Source organism: Photobacterium aphoticum (assembly GCF_001029435.1).
In the GTDB taxonomy this organism is placed as follows: domain Bacteria; phylum Pseudomonadota; class Gammaproteobacteria; order Enterobacterales; family Vibrionaceae; genus Photobacterium; species Photobacterium aphoticum.
Map to the genome: position 1 here is coordinate 1 of NZ_LDOV01000033.1, position 25,620 is coordinate 25,620.

Genomic DNA, 25,620 nt, shown 5'->3' on the forward strand with positions numbered 1-25,620 from the left:
TACCGAAGTAATGAATGAATTGACTGTGCCGACTTCTCTTTATTGCTAAAGGTCTATCGATTGGTCACTCAGTTTCATTGATAAATCTTTTTGACTATCTATTCAACGAGTGCCCACACAGATTGCATGGTCAAATTGTTAAAGAACAAACTGATTGGGTTAGCGACTTAAGTTGTCGTTCTCCGTGTCAGTGAGGCGGCATTATAGAGAGATTCTGACAGCGCGCAACCCCTGAAATTAAAAAAAACGAGAAACCCAAACCAACTGAACACAATCTGTACAAATATGATTTATCAGTATAAAAAATAAAAAGGCACGACATATTGTCGTACCTTTCTCCCACATTAGAAGCCCGTTATTGCGGCTTATATTTGGTATCCATCACCGTGACAGGATCAAATCGCTGCCCTTTTTTCACCGCTTTTTGTGTGGCTTTCTTCACCTCTTGATCAATCCAATAGGTGCCAAAGTCATCCATACGGCCAATTGTGAACAAAGCTTCGGTTTTCTTTTGCATTGGGTTAGCCGGGTATTTCATCCAGCGCCAGTATCCGGAACGAATGTACGGAGCCATCACTCCAGGGACAATGACACTCGCTTCATGTACCTGACGTTGGATCTCACGCGATAATCTTTCCTTCTCTTTACTTGAGAACACACCGCGATACTGCATGATTAACGCATCCAACTCGGGTGTACTGTAGTTAGTAAAGTTATTGTTCTGCGTTTTACCGGCATTGGCACTGTGGAAGTATTCCCAATACTGAGGACGAGGTGCGGTCCCCATCGAGTGATAAGAAATTTCGTGTTTCTTCTCCAGTGCGAATTTAAAGGCTGATGAGCCATCCACCAAATTCATGGTCAACTCCAGCCCTGCCGCTTTGGCTTGCTCTTTCAAATACGCCAACTGCGGCGTCACCACTTGGTGACTGTACGTCACCGCAAAGCTTAGACGTTGTTTCTTATCATTCACACGAATGCCGTCACTACTGATCTGGGTGAAGCCCGCTTGCTCAAAGTGTTTAATCGCTGCACTGGCATCAAAAGGCAGCGCAGAGAGATCCTCATTGGTATAAGGCCCTAAACCGACACCTAACCCATTTTGTTTGCGGCTAAAGTCCCCTCGAAAGACTTTTTTATTCAGACCATCGACATTCAGCGCATGGGCAATCCCTTTACGGACATTGAGATCATCGAGCATTGGCTTAGCCGTATTCAGCCAGAAGCCCCCTGCCCCCACTTCCATTTGGTTGTAGCCCCAGAAGCGGTGGATATAACCGTTTTTAAACGGCTTTGACTGGCTTTTGTCGTACCAGATCTCCGGACGCCCCATGGCGTAGACATCCAAATCCCCTTTTTCAAAATGCTTGAAGGCAATGTCGTTATCACGGATCACCTTGATACGGATTTTGTCGACGTTATAACGGTGCTTATAATAGCGGTTGGTATATCCCCACCAATCTTCACCGATGTGCTGCATAGTGATGGATTTGCCTTTACGGATCTTCCCAACGTGGTATGCCCCCAACGTGGGCTCTGGTTTGAAATTAAATCGGCGAACATAATTATCGTCGACGCCATCGTTATTCTTATCGGTTTTTGGCTTAAGAAAATGCTCAGCACGGGGCTTCAGACGGTGCGTGAAGTACAACAGTGCATCGTGATCCATTTCTTTGCTAAATACCAACTCAACCGTGTGATCATCCAAGGCATCAATCCGTTCGATCTGCGTACTGTAATAGGTGTTGTACCAGGGATCGATAATGTCTTTGGAACGATAAAACTGCAGCATATAGCTAAAATCAGACGCTTTGAGCGGTTGACCGTCCGACCACTTTGCCGCTGGGTTCAATTTCAGGTAAATCGTCTTATTATCTTCGCCAAACGCCCAGTGCGTGGCAAGATCCGGAATATAATTCAGTGTATCGGGATGGCGCTGCAGCAACTGAGGCTGTTTATCAAGCAACCAAACCCGAAACGCGCCATTACCATCAGGCCCGGCTGTTCGGAATGTCTGTGGGAAACTGGATATCGCGGTACGTAACGTGCCACCAAACTGCGCATCCGGAGAGGCAAATAGCGGCTCATTGTTATTGGTCAGCCACTCAACATTGTCAGGCAGCCCTGCCCACGATGCCGCTGGCAATAATAACGCGGTAGCTAATAACGTCCTTCTCATACTTTTACCTTCCTTTTATGTGCCGCTTCGCTGGCTGGCATCTTGTCGTTCTTGTTTTCATTTCCGGCATTGGGCGTGGTCATCACCCTGTGCACCTCGATCGTCCTTCGGCCTCTGGGCTTCAGGCGACGTGACTGCTTTTTTCCGCGCGTCGCTTGCGCTTCCTGTCTTTCGGGTGAGTGATCGGAATGGCCGACAACAATTTCTTGGTGTACTCCGCCTGCGGATTGGCATAGATCTCTTTGGCTGGCCCCATTTCCACCACTTTGCCGAAATACATGACGACCACGTTGTCTGAAATGTGTTTCACCACCGACAGGTCATGGGAGATAAAGATGATCGCCAGATTCATCTCTTTTTGCAGTTGTAATAACAGGTTCAAGATCTGCGCCTGCACCGACACATCCAAGGCGGAAACTGACTCGTCACAGATCAGCAATTTCGGCTTCAGTGCTATGGCCCGTGCGATCCCGATACGCTGACGCTGACCACCTGAAAACTCATGGGGGTAACGGTTCACGGCCGTTTCTGGCAGCCCGACTTTCACCAACAGCTCTTTGACCCACGTTTGGCGCTCTTGCGGTGTACCGATTTTGTGGATAATGAAAGGCTCCTCCAAAATCATGCCGATTGTATGGCGCTGGTTGAGGGATTCCATCGGATCCTGAAAGACAATCTGCATGTCTTTGCGCAGTGGGCGCATGGCTTTGGTCGACAAATCCGTGATGTCTTGCCCTTCAAAAAAGATTTTTCCTTCTGTCGGCTCATACAATTTCAAAATCGTACGGCCCAGGGTGCTTTTGCCACAGCCTGACTCCCCCACCAGCCCAAGGGTTTCCCCGCGCGCCACTGAGAAAGACACACCGTCTACCGCTTTCACGGTATAGCCTTTTTTGAAGATCCCTTTGCCGGACACAAAATGCTGCTTGAGGTTTTCTATCCGTAATACTTCTGTCATAACGTCCTCTTTACATGACCGCGATACGTGAGCTTAGCCTTTAAACTCTGGAAACAGGGTGACATCAATCGGTTTGATCTCTATCGGCTGTTTCGGCTCGTTATCCAAGCTTGGCATCAGCCCCATTAATCGCTCGGTGTACGGGTGCTGTGGATTATCAAATAAGTCAAAAATATCCGCGTATTCAACCACCTTCCCGGCATACATCACGGCCACATCATCACAGATCTCTGCGACCACACCCAAATCGTGGGTGATGAAAATCATCGCCATCCCGGTTTCTTCCTGTAACTCATTCATCAGTTCCAGGATCGATGCCTGCACCGTCACATCCAAGGCCGTTGTCGGCTCATCACAAATAAGTATGTCAGGTTTACACGCCAGTGCCATGGCGATCATGACACGCTGGCGCATCCCGCCGGACAAGTTATGAGGATATTCATTCAGGCGCTTTTCCGGCATCGGGATCTTCACCTTCTGCAGCATCTCCAATGAATAGGCGTTACGCTGTGCCTTGTCGAGATCCGGCCGATGAAGCTCCAATACTTCATTGAGCTGACGGCCAATGGTATGTACCGGATTGAGCGCGGTCATCGGATCCTGAAAGATCACCGAGATCTTATTGCCACGCATGGCATACATTTCTTCTGCCGGCAGAGTGACCAAATCGGTCCCCCGGTAGAGGATCTGTCCGTGGGTAATTTGCCCGTACGGTTTAGGCAGCAAGCCCATGATCGACATGGAGGTGACACTCTTGCCGCAACCGGACTCACCCACCAACCCTAACGTTCTGCCTTTGCGCACATCAAAGCTGACACCATGAAGGATCTTCACCACACCGTCATCCGTGGTAAATTCCGTTTCCAAATCACGCACACTTAAAATGATATCGTCCTGCATCATTCGCCTCCCTACGTTACGGCTTGTAGGTGTCGTCAACGACAACCACAGGGTCAAAAGTCTGCTTTTTCTTCATCGCTGACTTGGTTTGCTTTTTCACATCACTGTCAATCCAGTATGTGCCGAGTGTGAGATACCCTTCATTGGAAAACAGGTAATGGGTATCTTTTGTCATGGCCGGCGTCGGGAACTTCATCCAGCGCCAGTAAGCCTCACGGGTAAATGGCGCCATGTACCCCGGCACAATCACGTACGCATCGCTCACCATCTGCTGAATATCATGAGAGATGGCCTGCTTCTTAGTGGTATCAAACTCGGCCAGATACGCAGCAATCTTTTCATCCATCGCTGGTGAGCGGAAATTGGTGTGGTTATTGGTTTGTGGCTTGGCATTGACGGAATGCAAGTACTCCCAATACGCCGGGATCTTACCGCCCCCCATGGTCAGGTAAGCCAGCTCATGCTTTTTCTCTAGAATGTATTTAAACGCCGACGAACCATCGACCAAGTTCAAGGTCAACTCCAAACCGGCTTGCTTAGCCTGCTCTTTTAAATACGCCACGCGAGGCGTGCGTGCCGGACGACTGTAAGTCACCGCAAAAGACAGACGCTGGCCGTCTTTATTCAAACGGATACCGTCAGCCCCTATCGTGGTATAGCCGGCTTTTTCAAAATACGTTACCGCCTTTTCCGGTAAGAACGTCGGTGGCACGCTATCAGGGCGGTCATAATCGCCGTGCCCGGTGCCCAATCCATGGGGTTTACGCAGGTAATCGCCACGCAGCACGTTTTTGATCAGGCCATCGTAATCCGTGGCATACGTGATCCCTTTACGCACATTGATATCATCCAGCATAGGCTTAGCGGTATTCATCCACAGGCCACCTGCACCTTGCACCACCGCGTTATAGCCCCACAATTTATGGATATAGCCCTGCTGATAGGGTGCGGTATTGGATTTTTCATGCCACAGCTCAGGCTGAATCAAACGAAAAGCGTCCAAATCCCCTTTCTCAAAGTGTTTCTTGGCAATGTCCTCATCGCGGATCACCCGCAGGCGGATTTTGTCCACGTTATAACGATGCTGGTAATACTTGTTGCTGTAGCCCCACCAATCTTCCCCAACGTGCTTGAAGGTGACGCTTTTGCCCTTCTTCACCTTATCGAGGTAATACGGCCCGGTGGTCGGCTCGGCTTTAAAGTTAAATTTACGGACAAAGTTATCGTCCATCCCGTCATTGTTCTCATCCTTCACCTTGGCAAAGAAATGCGCCGGACGGGGCTGCAGGCCATTACTTGGCAGACTCATCATGTACAGCAACTCGTCATCACTTTTCGCCACTTTGGCGGTGATCACGATGGTGTAATCATCAATTTTCTTCACATCATCAATATGGTTGTTGAAAAAGTCGTTGTACCAAGGGTCAATGATGTCTTTAGAGCGGTAATACTTCAGCATGAACAGGTAATCATCGGCCGTCACTTTCTCACCGTCTGACCAACGGGCTTTCGGATCCAGTTGGAAATAGACTGTTTTATGATCGTCCCCAAACGCCCACGCGGTGGCTAACTGCGGGATCCATTTACCGGTGGTTGGATGGCGCTGCACTAACTTCGGCGCTTCATCCATAAAATACTGACGCAGCCCGGAGTTCGCATCCGGCCCGACGCTACGCAGTGTCTGTGGGAAACTGCGCATGTAACTGCGATAGGTCCCGCCACGCTTGGCCTCTTTTGATGCAAACAGCGGCTCATCCCAGTTGCTTTCCCAGGCCAGATCGGCCGGCAATTGTGTCGCCCACGCCGGCAGCGTGACGGCAGCCATGGCCATCGCTACTACCGACAGTGCGTATTTATTGTTATTTTTCATGAGACATCCTTGTTTCGCAGCGCAATTACACATAACGCGTAAATTTCTTCGGATCGAAAGCCGCACGGATGGCTTCCCCGATGAAGGTGACCATCACCAACACCAGCACAATCGAGGTCACGACCGAGGTCACGATCCACGGTGAATCCAAATTCGACTTCCCTTGTTGCAGCAACTCTCCCCAGCTTGGCGTCGGTGGCATCAAACCCAATCCCAAATAATCCAATGCGGTCAGGGCGGTAATATTGGCGGCAATGGTGAACGGCGCCAGTGTCACAATCATCACCATGGTATTCGGCAAAATGTGGTTAAACAGAATACGGGCTGTTGACGCGCCCAGTGCTTTGGCGGCCATCACATATTCACGGGCAGACTCTTTATAGGTCATGGTCCGCATGTACCAGGTCATCCCCATCCAGCCAAAGAGGACGTTGATCCCCACAAAGAGCGCAAAGGTCGGTTGGGTGATCGACACCAAAATCATGATCACGTACAAGAACGGAACCATCGACCACACTTCAATCAGGCGCTGCACGAACAAATCAAACTTACCGCCAAAGAAGCCCATGGCACAGCCCACGGCGGTACCAATGGCGTACGAAATCGCCATGGTCATCAAGGCAAATCCCATCGCGGTACGAAAGCCATATACCAGACGGGCAAGAATATCGCGGCCGATAATGTCAGTACCAAGGTAATGCTTATTCTCCGCGCTCGGCGGGTTAGGCGGATAATTGCCGGAAAAATCCTGCTCATACGGATTCCACGGCACCAATGGCATGATCACAAAATTGTCACCACCTTCGGCCTCAAACGTTTTCTGCAACAAACGGTAATCCGCTTCACTGGCTGAGCCCTGACCAAATTCATTGCCTAATCGGACATCCGAGATCACCGGGAAGGAATACGACCCGTTATATTTCACTACCAGTGCTTTACTGTTGATCAGCAATTCCGCAAACAGCGACAACACCAATAAAATAGACAAAATGATGAATGACCAATAACCACGCTTAATTTCTTTAAAGCGTTTGATCTTTTTTTGCGTTAGGGGATTAAGATTCAACATATTAAGCTCCAAACTTCACGCGAGGATCGACCAAGGCCACACACACATCTGACAAAATATTACCGATCAGCAGCATCACCGCATTAATAGCAACAATGCCCATTACCACCGGATAATCACGTTCAATGATCGACTCATAACCCAACAAGCCAATACCATCGATATTGAAAATTACCTCAATCAAAAAAGAGCCTGTCATGAAAAAGAGCAATGAATTACCAAAATGGCTGGCAATGGGAATAAGGCTATTACGTAATGCATGCTTACGTACCGCTTGTTTAAATGGCAGGCCTTTGGCAATGGCGGTACGAATATAATCCGACGACAAATTCTCCATCAGGTTATTTTTCATGGTCATGGTCAGTGTGGCGAAATCACCTATCAAATAACAGATAAGCGGCAGCACCGCATGCCACATCACATCTTTGGCTCGCTCAACAAAGGTCTCGTAGTCGTCAAAATCATCCCCGACAAATCCGCCCATGGGGAACCATTCCAGGTGATAGCTGAACAAGGTGATCAGCAGGACACCGACCACATAACCGGGCAGTGCATAACCGACAAAAATTAAAATAGACGAACCTGAATCAAACACGGAACCGTGTTTGAGCGCTTTGTAATAACCGAGCGGTATAGAAATGAAGTAACTAATAAAGAAGGTCATACCGCCATAAAAGAGAGATACCGGCAACCGCTCGGCAATCATGTCAGACACCGGTTCGTAATAGCGCGTCGATTCACCAAAATCCAACACCAGCAGTTTACTGAGCCAATCAATATAGGCTTCCGTCACCGGTTTATCTAACCCATAAAAGGCATTAAGTTCAGCAATTTGATCTTCTGATAAGGCAGAGTTACCGCCTGCTGTCGTCATGGCTGCAGCCCCGTCCCCTTGTGCCTGCATATTCGCAAGCATGCGTTCAACAGGGCCCCCAGGCACAAAACGTGTGATAGCAAAAATTAAAATCGTAATGCCGAGAAACGTTGGGATCACCAACGCCATACGACGTAAAAAATATGACAACATACTTACATCCACTCCATGTCTAGTCGGCGGAAACAGACAGATGCATGATTGACTCACCCGCGCCTGATTTTCAGCTCGCAATTCACCATGAATATTTGCTCGTCCTGAACAATTTCACTTTCTCAGCATTCAGTATGAACACCATTTATTTTTCTAAGCGCCATAAATACAGTGATTTGTACCTTCCTTCAAGTTAGCTTAACTATTTTGACCCAATCGTGTCACATTTTGCGACCAATGTGCTTCAAATGTAAAAAAAATATATAAATCCAGAATAGCTCTCATTTACAGAGTGATCGAAGTTAAAAATTTCAGTGTCACTACCGTAAAAATATGACAATACAATGAATGAGCTCACATTTAGACATATTCCTTTTAAGCACCGCTCACCTCCCCACCCCTTAACAAACGCCTATTGAAATACTTGTTACAAAATACCTAATTAGCATCTTGGGATTTATTAACCAAAGAGTAATTAAGAGGTCGATAAAACTGCTTTTGTGGATATAGATAGATAAATAAACCAATCTTTGAATTTGTCACAACATTTATCAACACTTTCAACAAAGCGTCAAAAAACCAACTCCACTCAATAAATAGTTTTGACAAAAAGATATAAACCAATATTTAGTTTTAAATAAATTAATTTTTAAGCATTTCATATCGTTTTATCATTTCTTGCACATAAAACTCACTGGTTTGACTTCAACTTTCAGCTTCATGTATATCTCCCTACACGTTAACGAAACGTTAATGCTTGCTTCGGCAACTGACTGCCGGGTTACAGGAAGAATAATAAAGAAATGGAGCAGCAAGGATGAATAAAAAGACAACAGCCTTATCTGTTGCTATCAGCCTGGCGCTGGGTTCGAGTTTTGTCGCCACAGCCGCCTATGCTGAAGAACAGCAGAAAACTGCAAAAGATGAAAGTAACGGGCTCTCGCCTCACGCGAGCTTCTATGGAAGGAAGTACACCTGTTGCCGTGATTGGCCGCGCAGAAATTGAACGTGCCGGTGATGTATCCATTGCCGACGTACTGCGTAAAACCTCTTACAACTCCTTTGGTTCGTACAGTGAGAGTTCGGGTAGCAATTGGCAAAGTCAGGCCACTGTTTCACTGCGTGGCCTTGGTGCATCTCGTACCCTGGTACTGGTAAACGGTAAACGTCTGCCAGGCTCAGCAACCATGGGGGGCGGCGCCGCTAACATCAACGTGATCCCTGCTGCTATCGTTGAACGTGTGGAAGTCATGGCAGATGGCGGCTCAGCGGTTTACGGCTCTGATGCCGTGGCGGGTGTGGTTAACATCATCCTGAAAGATGAATTCGATGGCCTGAACGTCACTGTCGGTGGTGGTATTCCATCCCGCGAAGGTGGTGACGAGCAAAATATATCTTTTGTTGCCGGTACCTCTGGCGATAAAGGCAACATTTACTTCTCTTTTGAGCACGATTCAAAAGATGAAATCTACCTGCGTGACCGTGATTATCTGCGCTCGAGCAACCTCGATTCTGACAACTACTTTGATATGTCGGGCGTGAGTATTTATGGCCGTAACGTCTACCACAATGGTGAACTGAAACCGATTGCCGGCTCATTCGATCCGGCCACCGGTAAATGTAACGGTGACGGTTTTGTGGGCGTCACTAACTACCCTGGTTTGGGTGACATGTGTGGTTACGACTACACGGCTGAAGCGGCGGAGTCAGCATCGCTGGAACGTAATACCATTTTCATTAACGGTAACCTGTTCCTGACCGATACCACTACCTTTAACTCGCAAATCTTGCTGAGCCGTAACGAAAGCTTTGGCCGTTTTGCCCCAGCGGCAGGTTTCTTCTCAGTCGATCCAACGACCACAGGCGGTGCCGATTTCTTCGCGGATAACGGCCTAGACCCTGCGGCAGGTCCGGCAGCTGTCTACTACCGCTTTACCAATGTCGGCACCCGTGACACCACCGTGACAGACTTTCAGGCCGACATGAAGCTGGCTCTGGATGGTTCATTTGACACCGACAGCTTTGGCGAAATGATCTGGGAAACCGGTTACCACCTGAATTTCTCCAACAGCCAAGAGCGCGGTACCGGTTATGTCTTGCGTCCATCGGTAGAAGCGCTGGTCAATGCGGGCGAATTTGAAAACGGCGAGTTCAGTGCCGATGCGACTGCGGATTTGGCGGCTACCACTTCGCGTGAAAGCCAGATGCAAATGCATCAGTTCAATGCAGGTCTGCAGTTTGACGTCGCGGAAGTGGGTGATATCACCATTCCATTGTATGTGGGTGCCGAATACACCACCTACGACTACTACGATCAATATGATGCACAAAGTGAAGCAGGCAACATCATTGGTAGTGCCGGTAACTCCGCAGCAGGCGATCGCACTACGTACGCCCTGTTTGCCGAATCTCTGATTGCCTTCACTGACGAGCTGGAGATGAATCTGGCAGCGCGTTACGACCACTACAGCGACTTTGGTAGCTCGGTATCACCGAAAGTCTCGTTCCGTTACCAGCCATTGGACAACCTGATGTTCCGTGCCGGTGCCGGTCTTGGCTTCCGTGCACCATCATTGTCTAACCTGTACGGTGCTGACAGTGAATCAAACGATTACGCCAAAGACTACGTGTACTGTGAAGCGAACAATATCTCCGATGCGGATTGTCCGGAGAAACAGTACTCAACAACACGTACATCGAACGAAGATCTGGATGCTGAAAAGTCCCGTTCGTTCAACTTCGGTTTGAGCTACTCGCCACTGGAAGATCTGGATCTGACTCTGGATTACTACAACATCCAGATTGAAGACACCATCGTGATGAACACGCTGCAAAGCATGATCGATCAGGAGCGTAACACTGGGACTACCAATCCGAACGTCGTACGTGATGCGAACGGTAACATTGTGAGCGCCACAGTGCCGCTGTCTAACATTGGCACCCTGAATACCTCGGGTATCGACTTTAAGCTGAACTACCTGTACGACCTAGACTGGGGTACGTTGCGTTACGACTTCAATGGTTCATACGTGCTGGAATACGAATCACCAGAATTTGTTAACGGCCCAACTAACGACCAAATTGGCCGTAACGGTCTGCCTCAGTACCGTTTCCAGACCGGTGTTGGCCTGAATGCGTTTGATGATCACGATGTGTATCTGTCTGCAGACCACATTGCCGATCAAGCACAGGATGTCGACAAAGACTACAACCAGACTGGCCACATCTCGAGCCAGACCCTATGGAACATTGCTTATAACTACCAGGCACCGTGGGACGCACGTTTCACTGCCGGTGTACGTAACATGTTTGATGAAGACCCAAGCTTTGAATCTGATGGTGTGACTTACAACAGTGACCTATACAGCATCCAGGGCCGTGTTTTCTTCCTGAAATATTCACAAGATTTCTAATAACAAACCCTGACGCGGGCCAGCGTGCCCGCGTCCTTTTCCCGACTGACTAACACAATGACAAGGATGCAACTATGACGTTAAAGGACTTTGGCGTAAGTGCAATCACTGCCGCCATGCTCACCCTCAGCGCCAGCTCACTGGCTGCCCCTTCTGGCACCGTCGTTGCGACTCAGGCAAAAGCCGATAAAGCGGCAGCGGCCTCCCAGGCCAAAGTGGACAAATATGCCGACAGTACCGAAGCCATGCTGGCTGAGTACAAAGGCATTTTGCGCCAGCTTGATAGCATGAAGGTATACAACGATCAAATCAGCCGCATGGTGGATTCACAACAAGGGGAATTGGACTCCCTGACCCGCCAGATCGCACAAATCGATCAGACGGCAATGGAAATCGTGCCGCTGACGCTCAAGATGATCGACGCCTTGGATGAGTTCGTCGCGCTCGACCTGCCTTTCCAGAGCAAAGAGCGTACGGCCCGTATCGCCGATCTGCGCGCCATGATGGATCGTGCCGATGTCACCACGTCTGAAAAATTCCGGAAGGTGATGGAAGCCTACCAAATCGAAGAAGGCTTCTCGCGCTCCATTGAATCTTACAAGGCGAGCCTGGATCGTAACGGCGAAACCTTGACTTATGACTTCCTGCGTATTGGCCGCACCGCCCTGCTGTACCAATCACCGGATGGCGGTGAAACAGGCATGTGGAACCAGACCACGCGTCAGTGGGAAACCCTGCCACAAAGCTACCGCATTGCGGTTCAGCAAGGTCTGCGTATCGCGAAGAAACAAGCGCCACCAGCCTTGATTAAGCTACCTGTATTCGCTGGGGAGGATAAATAATGAAAGGATTCAAATCATTGGCCGCAGCCCTGCTGACCGCACTGGTTATCGCTGCACCGGCCCACGCTGACACACCCGCGTCACTGGCTGAACTATTAAAAACCGTGAAAGCGGAAAGCATTGTTGAGTCAAAAGAAAACAAACAACGTGAAGCGGAATTTCGCGCGGACCGTAACCAACAGGCAGCCTTACTGAAACAGGCCCGTGCCGAACTGCAAGCCACCACAGAGCGTGGTGAACAGCTTAAAGCCACATTTGATGCCAACGACAAGCAGCTGACCGAACTGACTGAAACCCTGCGTCAACGTTCGGGCACACTGGGCGAAATGTTTGGTGTGGTTCGTCAGTATGCAGGCGAGTTCAAAGGGTTGTTTGCCGCCTCTCAGAATGCGGTGCAGTTTCCGGAACGTAACGCCCTGCTGACTAAACTGGCTGAAAGTAAAGAGCTGCCATCGACACAAGAGCTAGAAGGCTTTTGGCACACGATTTTACAACAAGTGATTGTGTCGGGTAATACCACTACCACACCGGCGACCGTCGTTTACGGTGAAGGTAAAGAAGCCGTACGTGATGTCACGCTGGTCGGTGAATTTAATGCCATTGCCGATGGCAAATATGTCACTTATGTACCGCAAACCGGCAAGTTCGAAGAGCTGTCTCGTCAGCCAACCAAGAACATCATGCGTAACGTCCCGGGGTTTGAAGCCGCCAATGGCAGCTACGAGCCACTATTCATTGACCCGTCACGTGGTGTGATCCTGTCGCTGTTGGTACAAAGCCCGACGGTTCAGGAGCGTATCGACCAAGGTGGCCTTGTGGGTTACGTGATTCTGGGTATGGGCGCACTGGGTGCGTTGATTGCACTGTTCTGTTTCCTACGCCTGACCGTGATTGGCGCGAAAATGCGTAAGCAAGCCAAGAGCGACAAAGTCCTGGATGGCAACCCGCTGGGTGAAATCATGGAAGCTTACCAAGGTCACAAAGGCGATAACTTAGAAGATCTTGAAGCGAAAATGGACGAAGTGATCCTGCGTAACGCCCCAAGCATTGAACGTTTCGTTGGCTCTATCAAACTGTTTGCTTCCGTGGCGCCGCTACTGGGTCTGCTGGGTACCGTAATGGGTATGATCGGCACCTTCCAGGCGATTACCCTGTTTGGTACCGGCGATCCGAAACTCATGGCAGGCGGGATCTCAGAAGCCCTTGTCACCACCATGCTAGGCCTGGTTGTGGCTATCCCTCTCCTGTTCTTCTACACCCTTGTACACAGCAAGAGCCGCCGTTTGGTGCAAATGCTGGAAGAGCAAAGTGCAGGCTTTATCGCGCGTTACCAGGAAAAACTGCACGCTGCCGACAGCTAAGGAGGCACTATGTGGTGGTTAATTGAAGAACTCGAGTCAATACGACGCTTCCTCGGCATGGGTGGGGATGTCTTAATGGCCATCTTCATCCTCAGCTTCATGTTATGGACGGTACTGCTAGAACGCTGGTTTTACTTTGCCGCCGTGCTGCCAAAGGCCATCAAAAAAGCCGAAGCCGCTTGGGCGGCCCGCAGCGAACACAAAAGCTGGAATGCCAAAGCCATCCGCCAGGAAATGGTTTCCTTGCAGGATATTGAAAACAAACGTGGACTGCCGATTGTGAAAGTGCTGATTGCACTGTGTCCCCTACTGGGCTTGCTCGGTACGGTAGTCGGTATGATCCAAGTGTTTGATATTCTGGCGGTAACAGGAACAGGAAGCCCCCGCGCCATGGCGTCGGGGATCTCAAAGGCAACAATCCCAACCCTTGCGGGCATGGTCGCTTCTCTTTCGGGGCTGTTCTTCAGCTCTCGACTTGACCACCTCGCTAAGGTCTCCACGCAGAAGCTGGAAGATAAGTTGAAGCATATTGCCTGAGTAAAAGGAATTAGAGGGATAGGTCATGAAAAGACGCTACAGCAGCGATAGCAGTGACGAAGCAGCTATCGACATGACACCGATGCTCGACATCGTATTTATCATGTTGATCTTCTTTATCGTAACAACATCGTTTGTCAAAGAAGCCGGTATCGACGTCAACCGACCAAGTGCCAACACCGCGCAAACCGTGAAAAAAGGCAACATCATGGTTGCCGTAGGGGCATCCGGTGATGTCTGGGTCGACAAACGCCGCGTAGAAGTGGATGCGGTACGAGCCAACATCGAACGTCTCCGTGCAGAAAGCCCTGACGGTGCCGTCGTGATTCAGGCTGATGAAGAAGCCAAATCCGGTGTGGTCGTGAAGGTGATGGATCAGATCAGAATGGCAGGTGTACAAAGCATCTCCATTGCCGCAACCAATAAGGATTAAGCCTATGCGGTATCTGGCCTCATTAGCACTGGCGCTCGTTGTCTCCCTGGGACTGTTCTGGGGGATGGACAAGCTAGTAAACAAAGAGCGCCACGAGCTGACGTCGAATGAAGATTTACGCATGGTTGACTTCATTCGCGTCAAACCTGAAGAAAAGATACAGGAGAAAAAACGCGAACTACCCAAACCACCGCCACCGAAGCGTCCGCCGCCACCGCCGGAGATGAAAGTCACCTCAACGGTGAAACCGGTGATGGAGCAGATGCCGATGGACATGCCGAAACTGGATTTGCCGGTGAACGTCACAGGCGGCTCAGTCCTCGGCCATTACAGCCAAGGCGGTGGAGCACAAGTGACAGGAAGCGGCGGCCCGATGCCACTGGCCACCTTCCAGCCACAAATGCCACGTAAAGCGGCCCGTTCCGGGTTAGAAAAAGGCGTGGTACTGGTCGAGTTCACGGTCAATGCCCGTGGTGGTGTCGAGAATGTAAAAGTACTCAAAGAGTCCCCGCGCAAACTGGGCTTGGGTAAAGCAGCGCGTAAAGCAGTATCGAAATGGACCTTCAAGCCGAAACAGGTTGATGGCAAACCGGTCAGCGCACGCCTGTCTCAAGAAATTGAGTTCTCGGTTAACTAGGAGAGTGAACAATGCAGAAATATCGTCAACATTTGCTGGCTTCTCTCCTGCTGCTATCCGGTGCCCTCGCGGCACCGGCACTAGCCAAAGAGAATCCAGAACTGAGTGACCGTACCTTCCGTACCGTCAACAAAGTACAGGAACTGATCGCGACTGAACGCTACAGCGATGCAATAGCGCGGCTGAATAAAGCACTCAACAGCTCAGGAAAAAAGGAATATGACCGTGCTGTGCTGCTGCAACAAATGGGATTTTTATACTCACTGAAGGATAACTATCCCAAAGCCGCCGAGTATTTTACCAAGGCGTTGAAAACCGATGCCCTGCCCGTGCCCGTAGCTCAGCAGGTGCGTTACAGCCTGGCGCAGTTATTGCTGGCTGAAGGCAAGTTCAGACAGTCCGTCAACACCATGAAAACCTGGTTTGAGGTGGCGAAAACCACCAATGAAAAACCTCAGGCACATGCCTATATCACACTGGCCAGTGCTTACGTTCAGCTGGAAGATTACCGAAACGCTATCGCACCGACAAAAAAAGCGATCGCAATGACGAAATCACCCAGCGAGTCATGGTACGTGCTGCTGATGGCGGCCCATTACGAGCTGAAGCAATATAAAAGTGTGGCTGGCGTTCTGAAAACCCTGACCACCAAGTATCCAAAGAAAAAGCAGTATTGGATGCAGTTGTCCGGCATTTACATGGAACTGAATCAGGAGAAAAATGCACTGGCGACGCTTGAACTAGCCCATAAGTTTGGCTTGCTGGACGATGAGAAAGAATTACTTCGTCTGTCAAACTTCCAAGCTTATCTGGGGATCCCATACCGAGCAGCCCGCACACTGGAAGGTGAAATGGACAAAGGGGCGGTGAAACGCTCGACGAAAAATTTGGATACGCTAGGCAATTATTGGCAGCAAGCCAAAGAGCTTGATAGTGCCATTACCGCTTATCGCAAAGCGTATGACATGAAGCCGACCGTCAAAACGCAGCTTAAAATTGTGCGTCTGATGTTACAAGACAAGCAATACCAGTCAGCCACGCAATTTACCCTAAAAGCCGCCCCCAATGCTGACGGCGGCGATAAAGCTGAACTGGCGTACCTGCGCGGCATGGCTTACTTCGAGTTAGAGCAACCGGCCAATGCGCTCAAAGCGATGAAAACGGCCGCTCAATCGAAAGACATGCAGGCGGTAGCGGGCCCTTGGGTCAACTTCCTGCAGGACCAAGGGTGAGCAGAGCGTCGAACACGCCTTGAACACGCCTTGCTCAATGCCCCAGACAGTACCACATCAACAAGGTGTCTGCTGGGGCCGCTCTACAAAATCTCGTATCTCTGTGTGAGTCAGTCACACTGTTTTTGGGAAGCAGCTGCTTCCCTTTTTTTATGGCATTTTTTATAGCGATTTTTATGGCGATAACACGGCAGCAATCGTGATATCTCTTTGTTACTCCGTGTCACGACTGACACTGGCAATCACTTTCTCTTCTGCTGGCGACGCAAGCGTCTTGGCCACTTGAACCGCCTGGCGGGCCGTGATGTCCGAAACCATCAATGTATTGGCCTGCGTCACGACAGGGGTGATCTGTGCTTCGAGATCCGCTGTAATGGTCTTGAGCGCGTCACCTTTTTGCTGCTGCATCTGCGCATCCAAATCCATCGAATGGTGCAGCGTCAACCCCGTCAGGGCATGCCCTTGTTGTGTCTCTTGTGCAATATCTTGTGCAATAGCCTTACCGCCCATGGCCATCACACCTACGCTAAACACCATACCCATTACTTGCTTTTTCATTGCTCGCTCCTCTACGTGCACGTCACCTGCTGCGCATCCCCTTACTGCCTGTTATGGCGGGCAGGTATGTCTGGTTAACTTTCACACACAGTATTGCAGCAAGCGTGCCAACAATGAGGTCTTATAAAATCAATTACTTATATTTTGTAGCACATTGCAAATTACACACATTGGCAAATTTGTTCGCATTTTGGCCAGATTCGCCAACCCGCATCACGTCAAGTTAAAGACAAATTCGTCAGGGCAAGCCAAGCGGCATGTCATCATCAGCAGAAACAAAAAAACCGCCCATCCAGGCGGTTTTCATCAGAATTGACGCAAGGCGTCTTTATATACGGTTCAGCGAGAGATAGAACTTAGCAAGATACTGTGCTTAGCGTGCTGCCAGCCATGCCGGTACATCTGCGACACTGTCCAGTACCACGCTAGCCAGCGCTTCGCCCGCTTCCGTCACAGGCTTGCCTGTACGAACCAAAATTTTGGTGCCCACTTCCGCCGCGTCTGCCGCTTTCATGTCGTCAGCTTTATCGCCGATCATCACCGAGTTGGCCATGTCGATTTTCAAAAAATCACAGGCAGACTTAAACATGCCCGCTTTAGGTTTGCGGCAGTCACAGTCTTGCAGGTAATCCCCCTGCCCTTCGGTTGGGTGATGAGGGCAGTAATAAATGCCATCAAACTCTACACCGTTGTCAACGAAGTTCCAGTCCATCCACTCAGTCAGAGTCAGGAACTCATCTTCGGTATACATGCCACGGGCAATACCGGCCTGATTGGTCACAAGCACCAAAAGGTAGCCCATGTCTTTCAATTTCTTACAGGCCTCAAACACCCCGTCAATGTATTCAAATTCATCAACGGTGTGCACGTAACCGTGATCCACGTTAATCACGCCATCACGATCGATAAAAACTGCTGGTTTGGCCAAGGTTAGCCCTCTGATTGACTGTCTCTATGTTGGTTCAAATTATGGCACGCCTCAGGCTGGGATTCACCTGTTTATCGCATCGGCGCCCCAAAGTCTGTTCACGCTCGTTAACGTCAGCTCGGGCAGGCACACACTCGGCTTTCTTACCCTGTAAGAGACAAGAAAATGCCACAAAAAGAAGGAAAGACATTTAGACGTCCAGACGTAAAAATATCTATTGACTTCACATATGTTAACCCATAGCATCAAACCCATAGATGTGGTTAACACCCCGTGAACACACCATATAAAAATAACGAAAAATTGCAAGACAACACAACAATATACCGCTTGCGGCCAATGATGGGCCGGTCATCAACACGGTATAGGATGCAGGAATTACGATGATAGAAATAAATCGAGTCAATAAAGTGTTCTATCAGGGCACCAAAGCGATACACGCTTTACGGGATATCAATTTAACGATCCCACAAGGCACCATTTTTGGTGTGATCGGCGCATCCGGTGCGGGTAAAAGTACCCTGATCCGTTGTGTGAACCTGCTTGAGCGTCCCACCGATGGCCAAGTGATTGTCGATGGCACGGATCTCACTCAGCTCAACAGCACCGACTTAACCCAAGCACGCCGTAAGATCGGGATGATCTTCCAACATTTTAACCTCCTCTCTTCCCGTACCGTGTTTGACAACGTCGCCCTGCCGCTTGAATTGGCGGGTACCGATAAAGCCACCATCAAAACCAAAGTGACCGATTTGCTGAATCTGGTGGGTTTGGCCGAAAAGCACGACACCTATCCGGCTAATTTAAGTGGCGGCCAAAAACAGCGTGTGGCAATTGCCCGAGCACTGGCGTCTGATCCGAAAGTCCTGCTGTGTGACGAAGCCACCAGCGCATTGGATCCGGCCACCACCCACGCTATTTTGGATCTGCTAAAAGAAATCAACCGCCAGCTCAATCTGACTATTTTGCTGATCACCCACGAAATGGATGTGGTGAAAAGCATCTGCTCTGAAGTAGCCATCATTGGCGGCGGTGAGCTGGTAGAGAAAGGCCCGGTCGGTGAAATTTTTGCCCATCCGAAAACCGCTCTGGCCCGTGAATTCATTCGCTCAACGTTAGATTTGTCCATTCCGGAAGACTACCACCAGCGTATGGTCACCACCCGTGAAGCCAATACGTACCCACTGGTTCGCTTGGAATTTACCGGCGATTCTGTGGATGCGCCCCTGATCTCTCAGGTCGCCCGCGAGTTTGATATCGACATCAGCATCTTAAGCGCTGATATGGATTATGCCGGCGGGGTAAAATTTGGCTTGCTGTTAGCCGAATTACTCGGCACGGAGCACGCGGCAGAGCAGGCCATTGCCTTCCTGCGCGATCACAAAGTGAATGTGGAGGTATTAGGGTATGTGGCTTGATTCATTAACGACATGGTGGACGCAGAACGAACGTCTGATCCAACTTTTGATTGATGCACTGGGGCAGACCCTGGTGATGGTTTTGGCGTCCGGTATCATCGGTTTTCTGATTGGGATCCCGGTCGGGGTCGCCCTGCACCTGACCAAAGAAAACGGCTTGCTGGCCAACCGTAACGTGAACCGCATCTTAAGCGTGATCACTAACATCGGTCGCTCCATTCCGTTCATTATTCTGCTGGTTGCGATCATTCCTTTTACCCGCTTTGTGGTCGGCAGCTCTATCGGCACGGCAGCGGCAATTGTGCCTCTGACGGTCGGGGCTATCCCGTTCATTGCCCGTCTGGTCGAAGGCGCCCTGTTGGAAGTACCAAGCGGTTTGGTGGAAGCGGCGCAAGCGATGGGCGCGACACCGGGCCAGATCATTCGCAAAGTGCTGCTACCTGAAGCCCTACCAGGCATTGTCAATGCCGTGACCATCACCTTGGTTACCTTGGTGAGCTACTCTGCCATGGCCGGTACCGTCGGCGGCGGTGGTCTGGGCGATGTCGGTATTCGCTATGGTTACCAACGCTTTGACGGCACAGTGATGCTGATCACCGTCATCATGCTGGTCATCTTAGTACAAGCGATTCAATCTCTCGGTGATTACTGGGTCAAGCGACTAGACCACCGTTAAGGGATAACGGCAGTACTCATTGACGAGAAAACACAAGATTCAAACATACGCATCAAACACAACATCTAGTATTACGGAAAACCCCAGTTTAAGGAGAAGTATCATGGCGTTTAATTTAAAACATCTTTTTGTCGTTGCAGGTCTTGCCTCTGCCCTTGCCCTGACCGGTTGTGGCGAAAAAGAAACCACTGTTGACAATAACAAAGTGAAAATTGGGGTCATGGCGGGCGCCGAAGAGCAAGTGGCTGAAATCGCAGCCAAAGAAGCCAAGGACAAATACGGCCTGGATGTGGAGTTAGTGTCTTTCACCGACTACGTATCACCGAATGCGGCACTGGAAGAAGGTTCGATTGATGCCAACGCCTTCCAGCACAAACCTTACCTTGATCAGCAGATCAAAGATCGTGGCTACAAATTTGCCATTGCCGGTAACACCTTTGTGTACCCGATTGCCGCTTACTCCAGCAAAATCAAAAGTGTGGATGAGCTAAAAGCCGGCGACCAGATCGCGGTGCCGAATGACCCAACGAACCTGGGCCGTTCACTGCTGTTGCTACAACAAAAAGGACTGTTGAAACTGAAAGACGGCGTAGGCCTGACTGCGACGGTACTGGATATCGTGGAAAACCCGAAAGATCTGAAGATTGTGGAGCTGGAAGCGGCGCAACTGCCACGTTCACTGGATGATGTACAGCTTGCAATCATCAACAATACCTACGCCAGCAGCATCAACCTGACGCCAGAGCGTGACGGTATCTTCGTGGAAGACAAAGAGTCACCATACGTAAACCTGATTGTGGCGCGTGAAGACAACGTGAATGCGCAAAACGTGCAGACGTTCATCAAGGCATACCAATCGGATGCGGTCTACAACGCAGCACAGGAAATCTTCCAGGGCGGTGTAGTGAAAGGCTGGTAATCACCCGCTGGATATCCCCCGTTATAACAAAGGCTGGCATTTGCCAGCCTTTGCCTCTTTTTGCCACACTCAATGGCCAATACGACTACCATGCAACTACCATTCAACTACCATGCAATAGGTTTATTCACGCCTCGACCGTCTTCAATTGTGCCCGCGTTGACCGCCTCACCTTGTTTGACCTGAAAGACCGCATAATGCAATGGCGCATCGGCCACATTCCGCCAGCAACGTACCGCTTGTGGCGCAACCCGTATCACCGATCCCGCTGACACCTCAAACCGCGACTCATCAATCATGAATTCTCCCTGCCCTTGTATGATCAGGTAAATCTCTTCATGTTCCATATGCCGATGGTGAAACGGCATTGACTGTTTCGGTGGCAACGTATTCAAAGACAGGATGCCGCCCGTCATATTCAACGCCTCGCTGACAAATACCTTGCCTTCAACATCCACCGGCAGCACATCATGCTGAAACGTAAAATCGCGGATCCCTGCCAGTCCATTGGTCGATACTGCGGTATAATTATCACCACGGGCTATTGTCTGTAATTGGCTCATTGTCATTCCTCCTGAATTAACATCTTTCATGCAGTGCGTGCGTATCACCCCAATCCATCAAAGCGATACATCAAGGCGGTACACCAAGCGGTGGTCTCCCTCGCAATCACGAGCTAAACCATTGAACCGTCAGCACCCTTGATATGAAACAGCGTAAACTGCCTGACTATATGTTCAAGATAATATTCTGGAGACAACATGCCTTGGCCATCGACCCGCAAACAGCAGACACGCGAAAAAATCGTCCGCAGTGCCATCACCCTTTTTGCTCAACACGGCTTTCATCGGGTCGCCATCACCGATGTGATGAAACACGCCCAACTCACCCACGGTGCGTTCTACAGCCACTTCGACTCGAAAATGGCGATCTACCAGACCGCCGTCTCCGAAGCCATTACCCACAGCCCAATCGCCACACAGTTACAATCAACCACCACGTCTTTAACGTTGAACGACATTGTGGCCACTTACCTCTCCCCCCCGCACATCGAGCAGACGATTTCCCCCTGCCCGCTCGCCGCATTCGCCACTGATGTCACCACACAAAACCCCACGATCCAGCACTGCTACACCCAAGTGTTCAAAGGCATGGTGGCCCTATTAGAGGCACACATGGCCAATCACGACGGCGAGCAAAGCTGTGCGCAACAAAAAGATGATCAGCCAAACGCTATTGAACAGCGGGAAGCACGACAGCCTAAGGAGGAGCAAAAAGACAACGCCGCCTCAGCCGATGCGTTGGCCTTAGCCGCGATGATGATTGGGGGAGTGGTAATTGCACGAACGCTCACGGATCCGGCCTTAGTCCATCAACTGACCGCTGCCTGTCAGCATCACGCATCCACGCTGACAACGCATGACTGACCACATCCGGTGGTCAGTCTGCAAATACCGTTGCTTATGCTCGGCAACACCTTATTTCTGTACTGCTTTGAAGCGAGGGTTAGACTTGCAGATCACATACAAGCGGCCACGGCGTTTTACGATCTGGCAATCACGGTGACGCTGCTTCGCACTTTTTAACGAACTGACGACTTTCATTCTTTCTCTCCAGATTGACGGCCAAACTGACCAAAACGACGGTTAAAGTTAGCCATACGGCCTTCACTGCGCACCACGCGCTGTTTACCGGTATAGAACGGGTGTGACGCCGAGGACACATCCAAGGTGAAATACGGATAGGTCTGTCCGTCTTCCCACACAATGGTACGGTCGGTATCTAACGTCGACCCCACCACGAAGTACTGATCCACACTGGTGTCATGAAACACCACTTTTCGATAATGGGGATGAATACCTGCTTTCATCGTCTTCTCCTCTTTCTCGTACTCTCTCAACCATTGATGTCGACATCGGCATCAACACCAACCGACACGATCAACTTAAGATATGTTATAACATAACATTTGATAACTATTCTCAATAAAGATCAAGCACTATTTTTATGGTAAGGTCAGCGCAACCCTGTTTTGAGCCAGAAACCATGCCGTATCAGATTGAACCGATTGGGGTGATCCGCTCCCCGTACAAAGAAAAATTTGCCGTTCCCCGTCAGCCAGGACTGGTGCCGAGTGCTCGCTCCGAAATCGTCTTACAAGGGGATGCAAACGCGCTGGAAGCCGTACGAGGCATTGAACAATTCAGTCACTTATGGCTGCTGTTTTTGTTTGATCAGAATCTGGAAGCAGGTTGGCGTCCAACCGTGCGTCCACCGCGCTTAGGCGGCAACGAGCGCATTGGTGTCTTTGCCAGCCGTGCCACTTTCCGTCCGAACGGCATTGGTATGTCAGCGGTCGAGTTGATCGGCGTACGCCAGCAAGACGGCAACGTCATCATTGAACTGGGTGGCGTCGATTTGGTCGATGGCACGCCAATCATCGATATCAAACCCTACATCCCCTATTCCGACAGCCTGCCACAGGCGCAAGGCGGCTTTGCCAGCGAAGAGCCCGAGACCTTATCGGTTCACTTTACCGAGCAGGCCGAGCGCCAGTTTGACGGCAAACAAATCGGCCGTCAGCGCGCGGTGATCACTGAAGTGCTGGCACAAGATCCTCGTCCGGCCTATAAAAAAGGCAAGACCGATGACAAGGAGTACGCCGTCCACCTGTTTGACTACAACGTGCGTTTCACCGTCGGCGAGGACGGGGTGACCGTTCTGGCGCTGCGCTAAGCGGCATAAAAAAGCAGCCAGCCGCTGTCTGTTCCCTTTGGCGAAAGGCAATTTGGCTGGTAAACTAAAGGGCCGCCACGGCATAGCCCTTATTGCTGAGCCATCAATTTGGCTACGGCGGCGAAGGGGTAATCCCCCTTTCCCTATTTCTCTATCAACCAACGGATACCATCAATGCGTACCAGTAATTATCTTCTTTCTACTCTGAAGGAGACTCCAAACGACGCAGAAGTAGTGAGCCATCAGCTCATGCTACGTGCAGGTATGATCCGTAAGCTGGCTTCAGGTCTTTACACCTGGCTGCCTACTGGTCTACGTGTGTTGCGTAAAGTCGAAAACATCGTTCGTCAAGAGATCGACAATGCAGGTGCAATCGAAACTCTGATGCCCGTTGTTCAGCCGTTTGAACTATGGGAAGAGACTGGTCGCTCTGAAAAGATGGGCCCCGAATTGCTTCGCTTCACTGACCGTCACGTACGTCCATTCGTACTGAGCCCAACGGCAGAAGAAGTGATCACTTCATTGGTTCGTAACGAAGTGAGCTCTTACAAGCAGCTTCCTCTGAACCTGTACCAGATCCAGACTAAATTCCGTGATGAGCGTCGTCCACGTTTCGGCGTCATGCGTGCACGTGAATTCTGCATGATGGATGCTTACAGCTTCGACATCGACAAAGCCGGTCTAGAGAAATCTTACCAGCAAATGCACGATGCTTACTGTAAAGCGTTTGACCGTATGGGCCTTGAGTACCGTCCAGTATTGGCTGACTCAGGCGCGATCGGTGGTAACGGCTCACAAGAGTTCCACGTTCTGGCTGAAAGCGGCGAAGATTTGATCGCATTCTCTACAGAATCTGATTACGCAGCAAACATCGAAAAAGCAGAAGCAGTCGCGCCTGCGGTTGAGCGTGCAGCGCCAACACAAGAGATGACGCTGGTTGATACACCAAACGCGAAAACTATCGCGGAATTGGTTGAACAACACGGTCTGCCAATCGAGAAAACGGTTAAGACGCTATTCGTTAAAGCTTCTGATGAAATCGACGCACCTATCGTTGCGCTAATCATCCGTGGTGACCACGAGCTAAACGAAATCAAAGCAGAAAACCTAGCAGAAGTGGCTTCTCCACTAGAGATGGCGACGGAAGAAGAAATGCGCGAGCTAATCGGTGCAGGCGCGGGTTCTCTAGGCCCTGTGGGTCTTGAACTGCCATTCATCGTTGACCGCACTGTCGCGGTAATGAGCGACTTCGGCGCGGGCGCTAACATCGACGGCAAACACTACTTCGGCATCAACTGGGGTCGTGACGTAGAACTTGGTCAAGTGGCTGACCTACGTAACGTAGTAGAAGGCGACGCGAGCCCATGTGGTAAAGGTACGCTACTCCTAAAACGTGGTATCGAAGTGGGTCACATCTTCCAGCTAGGCACCGTTTACTCTGAAGCGATGAACTGTAGCGTACTGGATGCAAACGGTAAGAACTCTATCCTAGAGATGGGTTGTTACGGTATCGGTGTATCCCGTGTTGTTGCGTCTGCGATCGAACAGAACCACGACAAATACGGTATCATCTGGCCTGACGCACTGGCACCGTTCCAGGTAGCTATCGTCCCAATGAACATGCACAAGTCTGAGCGCGTTCAGGAAGCGGCTGAGAAGCTATACGCTGAACTGACTGCAATGGGTATCGAAGTACTATTCGATGACCGTAAAGAGCGTCCAGGTGTGATGTTCTCTGACATGGAACTGATCGGTATTCCGCACACTATCGTGATCGGCGATCGTAGCATGGACGAAGGTCACTTCGAGTACAAGAACCGTCGCAGCGGTGAGAAAACACCGGTTGCTATGGCAGACATCGTTGAGCACATCAAAGCACAACTTGCTTAATTTGCTCACACACTGATTGTAAAAAGCCTCCCTCGCG

25 protein-coding genes are annotated in these 25,620 nt (G+C 50.2%); 14 read left to right on the forward strand and 11 right to left on the reverse strand.

Annotated elements, in window-relative coordinates:
• Window positions 1–355: 355 nt before the first annotated feature.
• From ABT58_RS17860 to ABT58_RS17885, 6 genes are all read right to left on the reverse strand, one after another.
• A complete protein-coding gene (locus ABT58_RS17860; RefSeq protein WP_047875811.1) occupies window positions 356–2,179 on the reverse strand; it encodes an extracellular solute-binding protein in 1,824 nt (607 codons plus the stop codon).
• A gap of 121 nt (window positions 2,180–2,300) precedes the next feature.
• Window positions 2,301–3,137: an ABC transporter ATP-binding protein gene (locus ABT58_RS17865; RefSeq protein WP_082211150.1), complete on the reverse strand. Its 837-nt coding sequence runs from the start codon at window positions 3,135–3,137 to the stop codon at window positions 2,301–2,303.
• 33 nt (window positions 3,138–3,170) lie between these two features.
• The gene (locus tag ABT58_RS17870; protein ID WP_082211151.1) at window positions 3,171–4,037 is read right to left on the reverse strand and encodes an ABC transporter ATP-binding protein; all 867 of its coding nucleotides are present in this window, start codon (window positions 4,035–4,037) and stop codon (window positions 3,171–3,173) included.
• 16 nt (window positions 4,038–4,053) lie between these two features.
• Complete coding sequence (locus ABT58_RS17875) at window positions 4,054–5,907, reverse strand: extracellular solute-binding protein (RefSeq protein ID WP_047875812.1); 1,854 nt, start codon at window positions 5,905–5,907, stop codon at window positions 4,054–4,056.
• A 25-nt stretch (window positions 5,908–5,932) separates the two neighbouring features.
• Window positions 5,933–6,976: an ABC transporter permease gene (locus ABT58_RS17880; protein ID WP_047875813.1), complete on the reverse strand. Its 1,044-nt coding sequence runs from the start codon at window positions 6,974–6,976 to the stop codon at window positions 5,933–5,935.
• A 1-nt stretch (window position 6,977) separates the two neighbouring features.
• Window positions 6,978–8,003, reverse strand: a complete 1,026-nt coding sequence (locus ABT58_RS17885; protein ID WP_047875814.1) for an ABC transporter permease subunit — start codon at window positions 8,001–8,003, stop codon at window positions 6,978–6,980.
• Window positions 8,004–8,820: 817 nt separating this feature from the next.
• On the opposite strand from ABT58_RS17885, the gene ABT58_RS24415 reads away from it, so the two are divergent.
• The 8 genes from ABT58_RS24415 to ABT58_RS17920 all read left to right on the forward strand — a co-directional run bounded on the left by ABT58_RS24415 (window position 8,821) and on the right by ABT58_RS17920 (window position 16,458).
• The gene (locus ABT58_RS24415) at window positions 8,821–9,009 is read left to right on the forward strand and encodes a hypothetical protein (RefSeq protein WP_229821776.1); all 189 of its coding nucleotides are present in this window, start codon (window positions 8,821–8,823) and stop codon (window positions 9,007–9,009) included.
• The gene (locus tag ABT58_RS17890) at window positions 8,963–11,416 is read left to right on the forward strand and encodes a TonB-dependent receptor plug domain-containing protein (RefSeq protein ID WP_229821775.1); all 2,454 of its coding nucleotides are present in this window, start codon (window positions 8,963–8,965) and stop codon (window positions 11,414–11,416) included. Before ABT58_RS24415 ends, ABT58_RS17890 begins: the two co-directional genes overlap by 47 nt.
• A 74-nt stretch (window positions 11,417–11,490) precedes the next feature.
• Window positions 11,491–12,258 (forward strand): DUF3450 domain-containing protein, encoded by a 768-nt coding sequence (locus ABT58_RS17895; protein WP_047875815.1) that lies wholly within the window; start codon window positions 11,491–11,493, stop codon window positions 12,256–12,258.
• The gene (locus ABT58_RS17900) at window positions 12,258–13,619 is read left to right on the forward strand and encodes a MotA/TolQ/ExbB proton channel family protein (RefSeq protein WP_047875816.1); all 1,362 of its coding nucleotides are present in this window, start codon (window positions 12,258–12,260) and stop codon (window positions 13,617–13,619) included. Before ABT58_RS17895 ends, ABT58_RS17900 begins: the two co-directional genes overlap by 1 nt.
• A 9-nt stretch (window positions 13,620–13,628) precedes the next feature.
• Window positions 13,629–14,156: a MotA/TolQ/ExbB proton channel family protein gene (locus tag ABT58_RS17905; protein WP_047875817.1), complete on the forward strand. Its 528-nt coding sequence runs from the start codon at window positions 13,629–13,631 to the stop codon at window positions 14,154–14,156.
• Between the two features lie 25 nt (window positions 14,157–14,181).
• A complete protein-coding gene (locus tag ABT58_RS17910) occupies window positions 14,182–14,589 on the forward strand; it encodes an ExbD/TolR family protein (protein ID WP_047875818.1) in 408 nt (135 codons plus the stop codon).
• 4 nt (window positions 14,590–14,593) lie between these two features.
• Window positions 14,594–15,226 carry an energy transducer TonB gene (locus tag ABT58_RS17915; RefSeq protein ID WP_047875819.1) on the forward strand — a complete coding sequence of 211 codons (633 nt, stop codon included), beginning with the start codon at window positions 14,594–14,596 and terminating at the stop codon, window positions 15,224–15,226.
• Between the two features lie 11 nt (window positions 15,227–15,237).
• Window positions 15,238–16,458 carry a tetratricopeptide repeat protein gene (locus ABT58_RS17920; RefSeq protein WP_047875820.1) on the forward strand — a complete coding sequence of 407 codons (1,221 nt, stop codon included), beginning with the start codon at window positions 15,238–15,240 and terminating at the stop codon, window positions 16,456–16,458.
• Window positions 16,459–16,671: 213 nt separating this feature from the next.
• Here ABT58_RS17920 and ABT58_RS17925 read toward each other — a convergent pair whose 3' ends face one another.
• Both ABT58_RS17925 and gmhB read right to left on the reverse strand, forming a co-directional pair.
• A complete protein-coding gene (locus ABT58_RS17925) occupies window positions 16,672–17,016 on the reverse strand; it encodes a hypothetical protein (protein ID WP_047875821.1) in 345 nt (114 codons plus the stop codon).
• Between the two features lie 373 nt (window positions 17,017–17,389).
• Window positions 17,390–17,944, reverse strand: a complete 555-nt coding sequence (gene gmhB, locus ABT58_RS17930) for a D-glycero-beta-D-manno-heptose 1,7-bisphosphate 7-phosphatase (protein WP_047875822.1) — start codon at window positions 17,942–17,944, stop codon at window positions 17,390–17,392.
• A gap of 383 nt (window positions 17,945–18,327) precedes the next feature.
• On the opposite strand from gmhB, the gene metN reads away from it, so the two are divergent.
• The 3 genes from metN to ABT58_RS17945 all read left to right on the forward strand — a co-directional run bounded on the left by metN (window position 18,328) and on the right by ABT58_RS17945 (window position 20,957).
• Window positions 18,328–19,362: a methionine ABC transporter ATP-binding protein MetN gene (gene metN, locus ABT58_RS17935; protein WP_047875823.1), complete on the forward strand. Its 1,035-nt coding sequence runs from the start codon at window positions 18,328–18,330 to the stop codon at window positions 19,360–19,362.
• Complete coding sequence (locus ABT58_RS17940; protein ID WP_047875824.1) at window positions 19,352–20,038, forward strand: methionine ABC transporter permease; 687 nt, start codon at window positions 19,352–19,354, stop codon at window positions 20,036–20,038. Before metN ends, ABT58_RS17940 begins: the two co-directional genes overlap by 11 nt.
• Window positions 20,039–20,141: 103 nt before the next feature.
• Window positions 20,142–20,957 (forward strand): MetQ/NlpA family lipoprotein, encoded by an 816-nt coding sequence (locus ABT58_RS17945; protein WP_047875825.1) that lies wholly within the window; start codon window positions 20,142–20,144, stop codon window positions 20,955–20,957.
• A gap of 107 nt (window positions 20,958–21,064) precedes the next feature.
• Here the strand turns inward: ABT58_RS17945 and ABT58_RS17950 are convergent, their stop codons facing one another.
• A complete protein-coding gene (locus ABT58_RS17950; protein WP_047875826.1) occupies window positions 21,065–21,520 on the reverse strand; it encodes a cupin domain-containing protein in 456 nt (151 codons plus the stop codon).
• 198 nt (window positions 21,521–21,718) lie between these two features.
• Here ABT58_RS17950 and ABT58_RS17955 point away from each other — a divergent pair, with 198 nt between their 5' ends.
• Window positions 21,719–22,384, forward strand: coding sequence for a TetR/AcrR family transcriptional regulator (locus ABT58_RS17955; protein WP_047875827.1), 666 nt, complete (start codon window positions 21,719–21,721; stop codon window positions 22,382–22,384).
• A 51-nt stretch (window positions 22,385–22,435) separates the two neighbouring features.
• On the opposite strand, the gene ykgO is transcribed toward ABT58_RS17955, so the two are convergent.
• Both ykgO and ABT58_RS17965 read right to left on the reverse strand, forming a co-directional pair.
• Window positions 22,436–22,561, reverse strand: coding sequence for a type B 50S ribosomal protein L36 (gene ykgO / locus ABT58_RS17960; RefSeq protein WP_047875828.1), 126 nt, complete (start codon window positions 22,559–22,561; stop codon window positions 22,436–22,438).
• The gene (locus ABT58_RS17965) at window positions 22,558–22,827 is read right to left on the reverse strand and encodes a type B 50S ribosomal protein L31 (protein ID WP_047875829.1); all 270 of its coding nucleotides are present in this window, start codon (window positions 22,825–22,827) and stop codon (window positions 22,558–22,560) included. Before ABT58_RS17965 ends, ykgO begins: the two co-directional genes overlap by 4 nt.
• 176 nt (window positions 22,828–23,003) lie before the next feature.
• On the opposite strand from ABT58_RS17965, the gene tsaA reads away from it, so the two are divergent.
• Together tsaA and ABT58_RS17975 are read left to right on the forward strand one after the other, a co-directional pair.
• On the forward strand, window positions 23,004–23,693 hold the full coding sequence (tsaA, locus tag ABT58_RS17970; RefSeq protein ID WP_047875830.1) for a tRNA (N6-threonylcarbamoyladenosine(37)-N6)-methyltransferase TrmO: 690 nt from the start codon (window positions 23,004–23,006) through the stop codon (window positions 23,691–23,693).
• A 174-nt stretch (window positions 23,694–23,867) separates the two neighbouring features.
• Entirely contained in the window at window positions 23,868–25,583 is a 1,716-nt protein-coding gene (locus tag ABT58_RS17975; RefSeq protein WP_047875831.1) for a proline--tRNA ligase, read from the forward strand.
• Window positions 25,584–25,620 lie beyond the last annotated feature (37 nt).